General features: G+C 69.4%; 4 protein-coding genes. 3 read left to right on the top strand and 1 reads right to left on the bottom strand.

All coding sequences use genetic code 11. From position 1 onward, the window contains the following. Positions 1-323: 323 nt before the first annotated feature. Both LZ198_RS11755 and LZ198_RS11745 read left to right on the top strand, forming a co-directional pair. Positions 324-8,261 carry a myxosortase-dependent M36 family metallopeptidase gene (locus LZ198_RS11755; protein ID WP_323382420.1) on the top strand — a complete coding sequence of 2,646 codons (7,938 nt, stop codon included), beginning with the start codon at positions 324-326 and terminating at the stop codon, positions 8,259-8,261. 277 nt (positions 8,262-8,538) lie between these two features. Then, complete coding sequence (locus LZ198_RS11745; RefSeq protein ID WP_456094073.1) at positions 8,539-10,950, top strand: cation:proton antiporter domain-containing protein; 2,412 nt, start codon at positions 8,539-8,541, stop codon at positions 10,948-10,950. Between the two features lie 13 nt (positions 10,951-10,963). On the opposite strand, the gene LZ198_RS11735 is transcribed toward LZ198_RS11745, so the two are convergent. Further along, positions 10,964-12,022, bottom strand: a complete 1,059-nt coding sequence (locus tag LZ198_RS11735; RefSeq protein WP_253972009.1) for a patatin-like phospholipase family protein — start codon at positions 12,020-12,022, stop codon at positions 10,964-10,966. A 104-nt stretch (positions 12,023-12,126) separates the two neighbouring features. Between LZ198_RS11735 and LZ198_RS11730 the strand changes: the two genes are divergently transcribed. Then, positions 12,127-13,797: an amidase gene (locus LZ198_RS11730; RefSeq protein WP_253972008.1), complete on the top strand. Its 1,671-nt coding sequence runs from the start codon at positions 12,127-12,129 to the stop codon at positions 13,795-13,797. Positions 13,798-13,807 lie beyond the last annotated feature (10 nt).

Raw genomic sequence — 13,807 nt, 5'->3', positions numbered from 1 at the left:
TGGGTTTTGATTGACCCGGGTATTTCGCGTCACCTGTGTGAAGCCAGAAACCAGGTTGGATGCCCGCCTAAGTCATTGATTCGGCAAGAGAATTTCCAGCGCCAATCCTTCGCTGGCTGCGGAAATCTCCGGCCTTCATAGAAAATCAGGACAAGTCGCCTTTCAACCTACATCAGTATGGGCACTAATCTCTCCAACAGGTGACAGTTTGTCGCCCGGGAGTTGCCCAGAATTGACCAAAAGTTCCGGCGGACCCGCCGGCACTTGCGTCGCTGTCGCTTCTGGAAGCTCCCACCCCGCGCAAGCCAAGGGAGTCCCCCCACGTGAGAAGGTTGGTTGCCAAGCTGTCCGGCGTGGCACTGGTACTTTCGGGTACCGGCGCTTCGGCCCGGACACTGCCGAATTACGATGCAATCCTGGATGCGAAGCCCGCGGCGCGTCGGACCGCTGACTTCAAGCCCGTGAACGGTGACACCAGTGTCCGCGTTGCACATCGCGACGAGCTCACTGGTGCCCCTCGTTTCGTCTGGGCCAACCCCAAGAGCGGTGGCGCGCAGTCGAAGCTGCGCGCCGAGTACGCGAGCATGGCGCCGGAGAAGGCCGCCCTCGCTCAGCTCAACGCACACGCGGCGCTGTATGGCCTGTCGTCCTTCGAGGCCGCCGGCGCGAAGGTCACGTCCATCAGCGAGAGCTCGCGTGGCGTGAAGGTCGTCATGATGTCGCAGGAGTCCTCGGGCATCGAGGTCTTCCGCCGGGGCGTCCGCGTCCTGCTCAACGGGAACAACGAGGTCGTGGCCATCTCGGGCTCGCTCTCGTCCGGGCTCTCTCCGGACGCGACCGCGTCGGCGAAGATGGGTGGGGCGGATCGGCTCGCGTTCAGGATGCCCGCCACGTCCGCCATTGCCGCTGCCTACCACGACCTCACCGGGGTGGCGCTGGACGGCTCCCTGCTGTCGTCCGTGAAGGTGGCGAAGGACTCTGGCCGCTACACGCACTTCACGCTGGCCACGCTCGCGCGCCCGCTCGATGAGGGGCTGCTCATCCCCGCTCGTGCCAAGCAGGTGTTCTACCCGCTGGGCAAGTCCGTCGTCCCTGCGTACTACCTGGAGCTCAACACCGGGCGGGCGGACAGCACGGAGTCCGACTACTACTCCTACGTCGTGTCTGCGGTCGATGGTCGGCTGCTGATGCGCAAGAACCTGACGGCCGAGGCAGCGTTCAGCTACCGCGTCTTCGCCGACACCACGCCCCCGTACACGCCTCACGACGGCCCTGCCGGCAGCAATGGCACGCCGCATCCCACCGGTGCTCCGAACGGCTTCGTTCCTGCGTTCGTCCCCCCGTCCCTGATCACCCTGCAGAACGCGCCGTTCAGCCGGAACGACCCCTGGCTCCCAGCTGGCGCCACGGTGACCACCGGTAACAACGTGGACGCGTACGCGGATCTCGTTGCCCCGGACAACTACAACGCGGGCGACCTGCGTCCGACCGTGACCGCTCCTGGCGTGTTCGACCGGACGATGGTCTTCAACATCCAGCCGAACGCCAACGCCGAGCAGATCGCCGCGGCGACGACCAGCCTGTTCTTCATGAACAACTGGCTGCACGACTGGTTCTACGACTCCGGCTTCGACGAGGTCTCCGGCAACGGTCAGACCAACAACTTCGGTCGTGGCGGTCTGGGCAACGACGCCATCCGCGCGCAGGCGCAGGACTACGGTGGCACCAACAACGCCAACATGCAGACTCCGGCGGATGGTGCCTCGCCGCGCATGCAGATGTACCTGTTCAGCGGTCCGCGCAACGCCTCCTTGACGGTGAACGCTCCCGCCCCCGTGGCTGGCGTGTACCGCACCGGCGTCGCCACCGGCTTCGGTCCCCAGTTGTTCGACACGACGGGGGACATGATCATCGCGCTGGATGCCGCGGATGCCGCGGGTCCGTCGACCACCGATGGTTGCTCTCCCTTCACCAACGCAGCGGCCATCGCCGGCAAGATCGCGTTCATCGATCGCGGTAGCTGCAACTTCACCGTGAAGGTCCAGAACGCCCAGACGGCGGGTGCCATCGGCGTCCTCATCGCGGACAACGCGCCGGGCTATGTCACCGACATCGGTGGCGCCGCTGCTGGCATCACGATCCCGTCCCTCCGGGTCACGCTGGCGGACGGCAACATCCTCCGCGTGGCCTCGGGGCTCAACGTGCGGTTGTTCCGTGGCCCGACCACGAATGTGGACGGCACCGTGGACAACGCCATCGTGGCCCACGAGTGGGGTCACTACATCAGCAACCGCCTCATCTGGGACTCGTCGGGTCTCGTCAACAACCAGGGTGGTTCCATGGGCGAGGGCTGGGGTGACTTCCACGCCCTCCTGATGATGGCCCGGCAGGAGGACGTCAACGTCCCGGGCAACGAGAACTGGATGGGGGCCTACGGCGCGGGTGAGTACGCGACGCGAGGCATCTCCCCGGACAGCTCCTTCTTCGGCATCCGCCGCGTGACATACTCGTCGGACATGGCGAAGAACGCCCTGACGTTCCGTCACATCGCGGACTCCGCGGTGCTGCCCACCACGGCGCCCATCGCCCCGGGTGGCGTCAACTCGGAGGTTCACAACTCCGGTGAGGTGTGGGCCACGATGCTGTGGGAGTGCTACACGGCCCTCCTGCGGGCGCACCCCTTCGCGGACGCGCAGCTCCGGATGAAGGAGTACCTGGTCAACGGCTACAAGCTGACGCCGTGGGCGCCGACGTACATCGAGGCCCGTGACGCCGTGATCGCGGCAGCGCTCGCCTCGGATCCCGACGACGCCCTTCTCCTGTGGGGCGCGTTCGCCAAGCGTGGTGCGGGTGTTGGCGCGATCGCGCCGCCCTACAACTCCATCAACCACGAGGGCGTGGTGGAGAGCTTCCTCACGGGGACCTCCGTGGAGTTGGTGGCCGCGTCCGTTCGCGACGACCTCGTGGCGTCGACGTGTGATCGTGACGGCTTCCTCGACAACGGCGAGACGGGCCGCATCCTCATCACCATTCGCAACAACGGCTCGACCGCGGCCTCGAACGCCAGCGTGACGGTGCTGTCGACCACTCCGGGGATTCGGCTCGGCAATGGTGGCTCGGCCCGCTTCCCGGTTCTGCCCAACTACGGTGACGAGGCGACGGTCGCGATCCCGGTCACCCTGACCAATGGCGCGCCCATGGCCACGGCGACCTTCCAAATCGCCATCCGCGATGATCGCCAGGCCCAGGCGGGTGACCTGATCTCGACGTTGAGCGTCCAGACTCAAGTCGACGAAGGGGCCAACACATCGAAGACGGAGACTGTCCAGACGTCCCCCGCGAACTTGCCCTGGGGTCTGGATACCAATCCCGATCTCGTGGAGAACTACTTCGGCATTGTGGCGTTCGAAGACGGTAACCGTACGTTCTACGGCGAGGATGTCGACGGTCCGTCCGATGGTTCGCTCATCACCCCTGTGCTCCAGGTGAGCGCCACCGAGCCGCTCGTCCTCAACTTCAAGCAGGCCTACAGCTTCGAGTACTACGACAACCCCGCCACGGGCCTGCGGGAGTTCTACGACGGCGCCGTCATCGAGCTCACCGAGGACGGTGAGACCTGGGTGGACATCGGCACGCCGCTGTACGGAGGGACGCTCGAGTCGTACTCGGGCAACCTGAACCCCCTGGACGGCCGCCCCGCCATCGTCGACGAGACGCCGGACTTCCCGGATCTGGTCCCGGCGACCCTGAACCTGGGCACGACCTACGCGGGCAAGCAGGTGATGATCCGCTTCCGCATCGGCACCGACAACTTCTCAGGCGCCACGGGCTGGTTGCTGGACGACCTCTCCTTCAGCGGCATCGACAACCTGCCGTTCACGTCGTTCGTCCCCGACAACAACGTCTGCGTGAACCGTCCCCCGGTCGCCAACGCCGGGCCGGACCTGACGGTGAACGAGCGCTCCTCCGTGACGGTCAACGGCAGCGCGACGGACGCCGACAACAACCCGCTGACGTACACCTGGACGCGCGTGTCCGGCCCCGCCGTCACGCTCACCAACGCGAACACCGCCAACGTGAGCTTCACCGCTCCCGACGTCACCGCCGACACCGACCTGGTGCTGCGGCTGTCCGTCAGCGACGGTGCCGCCACCTCCACCGACACGGTCACGATCCGCATCAAGAACGTGAACCGCGCGCCCACCGTCAACGCCGGCCTGGATGGCGTCGTGGACGAGCGTCAGGCGGCCACCCTCAGTGGCTCCGCGAGCGATCCGGATGGTGACGCGCTGACCTACCTGTGGACCCAGATCTCCGGTCCCACGGTGGCGCTGAGCCAGTACAACACCGCGACCGCCACCTTCGTGGCGCCCGAGGTCTCGTTCGACCAGACCGTGAGCTTCCGCCTGACGGTGAGCGACGGTGTCGCCACCGCCTCCGACACGGTGGACGTCGTCATCCACAACGTCAACCGCGCCCCCGCGGTCACCGCCGCGTCGGTGACGGTGAACGAGCGCAGCACCGCGACCCTGCAGGCCACGGGCTCCGACCCGGACGGTGACTCGCTGACCTATAGCTGGACGCAGACCGCCGGCACGCCGGTCACCCTCTCCGGTGCGAACACGGCCACGGCCACGTTCAACACGGGCGAGGTCGCCGCCGACGCCGTCCTCACCTTCCAGGTGACGGTGTCCGACGGCACGGCCACGGCCAGCCAGACCGTGACGGTCAACATCCGCAACGTCAACCGCGCCCCCACCGTGAACGCGGGCGTGGACGGCGTGGCGAACGAGCGCACCGTCGTGACGCTGTCCGGCTCGGCCAGCGACGCGGACGGTGACACGCTGACCTATGCCTGGGTGCAGACGGCTGGCACGCCGGTGGCCCTGTCGGGCGCCAGCGCGCTGACCGCGACGTTCACGGCTCCCGAGGTCGCCACGAGCGAGACGCTGACGTTCCGCCTGACGGTGAGCGATGGCAGCGCCACGGTGAGCGACACCGTGAACGTGGTCATCAACTCCGTCAACCGTGCCCCCTCCGTGTCGGCTCCGGCCACCCTGTCCGTCAACGAGCGGAGCTCCGTCTCCCTCGTGGCCCAGGGCTCGGATCCGGACGGCGACGCGCTGACCTACACCTGGACGCAGTTGTCCGGGCCGGCGGTGACCCTTGCGGGCGCCAGCACGTCTTCGGCCTCGTTCACCGCTCCGGACGTGACCACCAGCACGGTCCTCACGTTCCGCGTGACGGTGTCGGATGGCACGGCCACCGCGAACCAGACGGTGACCGTGACGGTGAACAACGTCAACCGCGCTCCCGTGGCCAACGCGGGCTCCGCGGCCTCCGCCCAGTCGGGGACGACGGTCACCCTGAACGGCAGCGCCAGCAGCGATCCGGATGGCACGGCGGTCTCCTACCAGTGGACCCAGGTGGCGGGCCCGGCGGCGGCGCTGTCCAGCGCCACGGCGGCGCAGCCGACGTTCACCGCCCCGTCGGTGAACACGAACACGGACCTCGTGTTCAGCCTGGTGGTGAGCGATGGCGAGGCCACGAGCACGGCTTCGATCGTCGTCATCACCGTCACCCCGGCGCCGGTGCCCAACCGCGCTCCGGCGGTCACGGCGGCGGCGGTGTCCGCGGATGAGCGCACCACCGTGTCGCTCGTCGCGCAGGGCACGGATCCGGATGGCGACACGCTGACCTACGCGTGGACCCAGTTGACCGGCCCGACGGTGACGCTCTCTGGCGCGAACACGGAGACGGCGAGCTTCGCGGCCGGCGACGTGGACGACGACGCGGTCCTCACGTTCCGGGTGACGGTGTCCGACGGGCAGGCCACGGCCTCCACGGTCGTCACGGTCACCATCCGCAACGTGAACCGTGCCCCGACGGCGAACGCGGGCTCCGCGGCCTCCGCCCAGTCGGGGACGACGGTCACCCTGAACGGCAGCGCCAGCAGCGATCCGGATGGCACCACGCTGACGTACGCGTGGACGCAGGTGTCCGGTCCGGCGGTGACGCTGTCCAGCACCTCCGCGGTGCAGCCGACCTTCACGGCTCCGTCCGTGACGGGTGTGCGTGAGCTGGTGTTCAGCCTGGTGGTGAGCGATGGCGTGGCCTCCAGCGCGGCGTCGCTGGTGGTCATCACCATCACCCCGGCGCCGGTGCCCAACCGCGCTCCGGTGGTGACGGCCGCCGCTGTCACGGCGGACGAGCGCACCACCGTGTCCCTCGTGGCGCATGCCACGGATGCGGACGGCGACTCGCTGACGTACGCCTGGACGCAGGTGTCCGGTACGTCGGTCATCCTGGCGAATGGGAACACGGCGTCGGCCAGCTTCCTGGCCGCCGACGTGGACGACGATGACATCCTCATCTTCCGCGTGGACGTGTCGGACGGCACGGCCACGACCAGCGAGGAGGTGGTCGTCACCATCCGCAACGTGAACCGCGCTCCGACGGCGAACGCGGGCTCCGCGGCCTCCGCCCAGTCGGGGACGACGGTCACCCTGGACGGCAGCGCGAGCAGCGATCCGGACGGCACCACGCTGACGTACGCGTGGACGCAGGTGGCGGGTCCGGCGGTGACGCTGTCCAACGCGACGGCGGCGCAGCCGACCTTCACGGCTCCGTCCGTGACGGGCGAGCGCGACCTGGTGTTCAGCCTGGTCGTCAGCGATGGCGTGGCCTCGAGCACGGCCTCGCTGGTGGTCATCACCATCACCCCGGCGCCGGTGCCCAACCGCGCCCCGGTGGTGACGGCCTCGGCGGTGACGGCGGACGAGCGGACCACCGTGTCCCTCGTGGCGCACGCCACCGACGCGGACGGTGACACGCTGACCTACGCCTGGACGCAGATCCCCGCTTCCACGGTGACCCTCGAGAACGCGAACGAAGCGACGGCGAGCTTCGCGGCCGGCGATGTGGACGATGACGCGGTCCTCACGTTCCGGGTGACGGTGTCCGACGGCGAGGCCTCGACCTCCGCGGACGTCACGGTCACCATCCGCAACGTCAACCGCGCTCCGACGGCGAACGCGGGCTCCGCGGCCTCCGCCCAGTCGGGGACGACGGTCACCCTGGACGGCAGCGCGAGCAGCGATCCGGACGGCACCACGCTGACGTACGCGTGGACGCAGGTGGCGGGTCCGGCGGTGACGCTGTCCAACGCGACGGCGGCGCAGCCGACCTTCACGGCTCCGTCCGTGACGGGCGAGCGCGACCTGGTGTTCAGCCTGGTCGTGAGCGATGGCTCGGCCACGAGCGCGGCTTCGCTGGTGGTCATCACCATCACCCCGCCGGCGGTGCCCAACCGCGCTCCGGTGGTCACGGCCTCGGCGGTGACGGCGGACGAGCGGACCACCGTGTCCCTCGTGGCGCACGCCACCGACGCGGATGGCGACACGCTCACCTATGCCTGGACGCAGCTCTCCGGTGACACGGTGGCGCTGTCCAACGCGAACACGGCGACGGCCAGCTTCGCGGCCGGCGAGGTGGACGCGGACAAGGAGCTGACGTTCCGCGTGACGGTGTCCGACGGCAAGGTCTCCACGACCAAGGACGTCACCGTGACGCTGCGCAACGTCAACCGCGCGCCCGTCGCCAACGCGGGCGAGGCCATCACCACCGAGTCGGGTGCCTCCGTGACGCTCAACGGCAGCGCCAGCAGCGACCCGGATGGCACGGCGGTCACCTATCAGTGGGCGCAGGTGTCAGGCCCGGCGGTGACGCTGTCCAACGCGACGGCGGCGCAGCCGACCTTCACGGCTCCGTCCGTGACGGGCGAGCGCGACCTGGTGTTCAGCCTGGTCGTGAGCGATGGCTCGGCCACGAGCGCGGCCTCGCTGGTCGTCGTCACCGTGTCCGCCCAGCCGGTGCCCAACCGCGCCCCGGTGGCCAAGGCCCGCATCATCCTCAATGGTCCCCAGACGTCGATGACCCTCGACGGCTCGGCGTCCAGCGATCCGGATGGTGATGCCCTGACCTACCGTTGGGAGCAGGTCGGCGGCCCGGGTGTCACGCTGAACGAGTCGACCAAGGCGGTGCTGAGCGTGGACGTGCCGGAGCTGGATGGTGACAGCGCCACGTTCAGCTTCAAGCTCACCGTCAAGGACAGCAAGGGCGAGAGCCACAGCGTCACGGTCGAGGCCACGGCCAAGCCGAAGGACGAGGGTGGCTGCTCCGCGACGGGCGGTGGTGCTCCGGTCGGCATGCTCGGCCTGGCGCTCATCACCCTGCTGCGCCGTCGTCGTCGTCAGGCCTGAGACGCGGCGGACCTTCGGGGCCGGGTGCCTGACAGGCCCGGTCCCGGAGGTGTGAAGGCGGCCCGCTCGGCTGCTCTCGCTTTCGAATCACGGTAGTCCCGACGGCCGGCGTCCTCTCGCGAGGGTGTCGGCCGTCGTTCATTCGGCGGCGTTGTCAGCCGGACGCTCCCTGGAGCGAGAAGGGCCTCCGCCGTCTCACGGCGCTGACTGGTGCACAGACCACGGACAAGCCGACTGGGATGCGGGGAGGGATGCGGCACGCTGCGCGGCCCGTCCCATGTTCCCGCTCGCGACCACCACTCCGCCGTTCCTCCAGGAAGTCGCCGTGCTCATCGCCGCCGGCGCGCTGGTGGCGTACGTGGGGCACCGGTTCCGTCTGGTCCCCATCGTCGGCTTCCTGCTCGCGGGCGCGTTGATCGGCCCGAACTCCCTGGGGCTCGTGCGGGACCTGGAGTTGGTGAACTCGGCGGCGGAGCTGGGCGTCATCCTCCTGTTGTTCAGCATCGGCATCGAGTTCAGCCTCGAGAAGCTGGTGAAACTCCAGAAGCTCCTCTTCGGAGGCGGTGGCCTCCAGGTGGGGTTGTCCAGCGCGGGGATGACGGCATTGCTGATGGCGTTCGGCGTTGCCTGGCGACCCGCGCTCTTCACGGGCTTCCTCGTGGCGCTCTCGTCCACGGCCATCGTCCTCAAGCTGCTGGGTGACCGGGGCGAGACCTCGTCACCGGTGGGGCAGGTGTCCCTGGGCCTGCTCATCTTCCAGGACCTCGCCGTGGTAATGATGGTGCTGCTCGTGCCCATGTTGGCGGGGAAGGGCGATACCGCGGCGCACCTCCTGGGCGCGCTGGGCAAGGCGGTGGGCATCGTCGTCGCGGTGCTCGTGGTCGCGCGGCGGCTGATGCCGCGACTCCTGGAGGTGGTGGCGCGCACGTGCTCCCCGGAGTTGTTCCTGCTCACCGTCATCGCGGTGTGCTTCGGCACGGCATACCTCACCAGCCTCGCTGGGGTGAGCGTCTCGCTGGGGGCGTTCCTCGCGGGGTTGTTGGTCAGCGAGAGCCGCTTCAGCGAGCACGCCTTCGGCGAAATCCTCCCGCTGCAGATCCTCTTCAGCGCGACCTTCTTCGTCTCGGTGGGGATGTTGCTCGACGTGGGGTTCCTGGTGCAGCACCTGCCCGAGGTGGTGCTGGCCATCGCCGTGGTGCTCGTGGTGAAGGTCGTCACCACGGCGGCGAGCGTGCTGGCCCTGGGCTATCGCCTCCCCGTCGCGATGGAGGCCTCGCTGCTGCTCGCCCAGGTGGGGGAGTTCTCCTTCGTGTTGGAGCGCAGCGGACGGACCTTGGGGTTGTTTCCCGCGGGCATCGAGGAGGGCTCACAGGCGTTCATCGCGGCGACCGTGATGTTGATGGTGTTGACGCCCTTGCTGTCCCGGACTGGCCGTTGGGCGGCGGGGCGACTGGTGCGAGAGCGACGCAAGGCCGTCGCGGACCAGGGGCCGAAGACCGACGAGTCGGAGGCCATCGCCGCCGAGGCCTTCGCGCGCTTCTCGAACCATGTCGTGGTCGCGGGCTACGGCGACGGCGCGCGCCGACTGGTGCGGGTGCTGCGCGGGTCGGGGATTCCGTTCCTCATCACCACGTTGAGCCCCCAGGGCGCGAGCGAGGCGGAGGCGGACCAGATGCCGGTGCTGCGCGGGGACTACTCGCGCCAGCGCACCCTGCGCGTCGCGGGCCTCCCTCGCGCCAAGCTCCTGCTGGTGGTGGACGACGAGCTGGCCATGGCCCGTCGCGTGGTCGCGGTGGCGCGCCTGGAGAACCCCACGCTGCGCATCGTCGCGAGGGTCCGCATCGTGGCGGACATGGAGCCGCTGCGAGAGGTGGGCGCGGACATCGTCGTGTGCGAGGAACTCGAGAGCCTCGTGGCCCTGCTGTCCTCGGTCCTCGAGGACTACCGTCTTTCCCCCGAGGAGGTCGAGGAGCACGAAGCCGCGGTTCGCCGCTCGGGATACGCGGCGCTCCGACTGTCGGGGACACCCGCCAAACCCGTGCTGCTGTGCGCGCTCGGCGCGGACTGCCTCGACTCGCGCAGCGTGATGGTGCGTCCCGGGGCCCTCGTCGTGGGCCGCACCCTCGAATCCCTGACCCGCGAGTCCAATGGTGGGCTCATGGTGCAGGCGGTCCAGCGGGGCGGAGAGCGCCTGGACGACGTGTCCCCGCATCTGCGTCTGGAGGAGGGGGACGAACTCGTCGTGAAGGGGACCGCCGAGGCGTTCTCGCTCTGCGCGCGTTTGTTCAGGACGCCCACTCCGCAGGTCGTGGCGACCGAGGCCGAACTGGAGCCTCCCCCCACACCCCGCACCGCGGCGGAGCGCATCGACACCGAGGCCACCATCGAGTTCCGACCGAAATCCGGAACGGGACCCTGCGGTCACCTGGACCAGCTTCGACCGGTGCGCCCTCGCACGAAGGGATGCGAGGAGTGCCTCAAGCTGCACGACACCTGGGTCCACTTGCGGCTGTGCATGACGTGCGGACACGTCGGCTGCTGTGACGACTCGAAGAACAAGCACGCGACCCGGCACTTCCACGAGACGTCCCACCCCATCATCCGCTCCTTGGAACCGGGCGAGGACTGGGGCTGGTGCTACGTGGACCAGGTGCAGCTCGAGTCCGAGCCGTCCTCCTCCGGCCGGTGACGGACGGGCTCCATCAGAGCGGACGCACGTGCTCGGCGAGCTTGCCGGTGGCCATCAGCTCCTGGAACTCGTCGCCCATGCGCTCGCTCTCGGAGACGACCTGGTTCCAGGCCCGTACCCGCTCGGTGTCGCGCATGTTCTCGAAGTCCTTGCGGTCCGGGATGCGTCCTCCGGGGAGGCGCGCGACCAGCTCCGGAGAGGGGGCGATCAACAGCGCCCGGCGGAAGTTCGCGGGCCGGGCGCGCCGCCAGGGCAGGGCCTTGTCGAACCACCCGGGCACCACGTGCGGATAGAAGTGCGGGTACAGCACCAGCCCCTCGCCCGGGCCGAAGTCCAGGTCCAGGTGGTAGTCGATGATGCCGCCATCGCGGTAGATGCCCGTGGGCGCCCCTGGGATGCGCACGCCGCTGAGCACCATGGGGATGGACCCGGAGGCAATCAGCGCATGGCGCAGGTTCTCCCGGGTCAACGGCAGGTCGGTGGAGGGGAAGTCCTTCATCCCCGCGAACGGACTCGTGTCGCCCGCGGTGTGGAAGATGACGCGCCGCATGTGCAGGCCCAACGTGCCGCGGCTCACCAGGTTCCCCATGGCGCACAGCGCGAGCCCCAGCATCTGGACCTGGGACTGCTCCGCGCCGACGGTGCCCCGACACAGCGCGGTGATGACGTGGAGGCGTGCCCAGGGGTGATGGAGGATCTCCTCCACGCCCTCGTCGCCCAGCAACGCGTCGAGGATCCGCCCGCTCGTCTCGCTCACCAGCGACGGAGGGGGCTTGGGCGGGTAGCGCTGATCGATGTACGCCGCCTCGAAGCGCCGCAGCGCGGCAACGGGGTCCTTCTGCGCCAGGCAGGCCAGCCGCCAGCTCCCAATCGAGCTGCCGATGAGGTGGAGCGGTCGCGATCGCTCTCGGAACAGGTCTCCGAACAGCGCGCGGTCCAGCCCGGCGAGGACCAGCCATTTCGGCCCTCCGGAGGCACCCGGCACGACATCGACGTCTTCACCCCGAAGCCCGCGCTCGCGAACGAGGCGCAGGGCGTCAGGGCCCGCCAGCAAGGTCAGATGGGAGGTCATCGCGGACCGTCACCGTAGCAGGCGCCTCCCGGCCGTGGGCATTTCGTGCGCGAGAGCCCCTGGCTTGCGGCCTTCCAGGGCCCGCTGCTCTACTGCGCGCCGACATGAGCCAGCGCATCGTGCCCGGACGTCCGCCCGTGGAGTTGAGTCGTCGCACCTTCCTGGGGACGGCCGCCGCGGCCACGGCGCTCGCCGCGACGGACGCCCGGGCCTCCGCGGAGGCGCAGCCGGAGGCCGCGTCCGCCAAGCCCTTCGAACTGGCCGAGGTCTCCATCGTCGAGCTCCAGGCCGGGATGGCCGCCGGCCAGTACACCGCGCACGGACTCACCGAGCGATACATGGAGCGCATCGGCGCCATGGACCGGGCGGGCCCACTGCCGCTGTGCTCCGTCATCGAGCTGAATCCGGACGCGCTCGCCATCGCCGCCGCGCTCGATGCGGAGCGCAAGGAGAAGGGCGCGCGGGGGCCGCTCCACGGCATCCCCGTCCTCATCAAGGACAACATCGCGACGGCGGACCGGATGCAGACCACCGCGGGCTCGCTGGCGCTCGTGGGACGGGTGCCCAGGCGTGACGCCTTCCTCGTCGAGCGTCTGCGCGCGGCGGGCGCGGTCATCCTCGGCAAGACGAACCTGAGCGAGTGGGCCAACTTCCGCTCCACGCGCTCCACCAGCGGATGGAGCGGGCGAGGGGGCCAGTGCCGCAACCCCTACGCGCTGGACCGCACGCCGTCGGGCTCCAGCTCGGGCTCGGGCGCGGCCACCGCCGCGAACTTCTGCGCCGTGTCCGTGGGCACGGAGACGGATGGCTCCATCCTGTCTCCGTCCGCGGCGTGTTCCTTGGTCGGGCTCAAGCCGACCGTCGGACTCATCAGCCGCTCCGGCATCATCCCCATCTCCCACAGCCAGGACACCGCGGGCCCCATGGCTCGAACGGTCGCGGATGCCGCGGCGCTGCTCTCCGTGCTCGCGGGCGTGGACCCCTCGGACGCGGCGACTGCCGCGCGAAAGGGGCACGCGAGCACCGATTACACGAGGTTCCTCGACCCCGAGGGGCTGCGCGGCGCGCGCATCGGGGTGCTTCGTGAACCCTTCTCCGGCTACCACACCGCCACCGACGCGTGCATCACGGAGGCCCTGGCGCTCATGAAGGCGCGAGGCGCCACGCTCGTCGACCCCGCGTCCATCGCCACGGCGAAGCAGCTCGACGAGCCCGAGTTCGAGATCCTGCTCTACGAGTTCAAGGCGGGCCTCGAGGCCTGGCTCGCGGGGCTGGGCGAGCAGGCGGCGCCGCGCACGCTCGCGGACCTCATCCGGTTCAACGAGGAGCACCGCGCCACCGAGCAGCCCTTCTTCGGACAGGAGCTGTTCATGATGGCCCAGGAGCGCGGTCCGCTCACGGACCGCAAGTACCTCCAGGCGAAGGCCGCGAGCCGGAAGCTGTCTCGCGACCAGGGCATCGACGCGGTCATGGCCCGACACCGACTGGACGCGCTCGTCGCGCCGACCATGGCTCCGCCGGGGCTCATCGACCTCATCAACGGCGACCACTGGCTCGGCAGCAGCACGACGCCCGCCGCGGTCGCCGGCTATCCGAGCCTCACCGTGCCCGCGGGCTACGTGCGCGGGCTGCCGGTGGGGCTGTCCTTCATCGGACGGGCGTGGAGCGAGCCCGTGCTGCTCAAGCTCGCCCACGCCTTCGAACGGGCCAGCGGGGTACGCCGGCCCCCCGCGTTCGCGTCCACGGCCGACCTGCGATTCGTGGCCGGCCGCTGACGCCTCCGAG

This window comes from Myxococcus dinghuensis (assembly GCF_024198235.1).
Taxonomy (GTDB): domain Bacteria; phylum Myxococcota; class Myxococcia; order Myxococcales; family Myxococcaceae; genus Myxococcus; species Myxococcus dinghuensis.
This window is presented reverse-complemented; position numbering and strand designations above follow the sequence as displayed.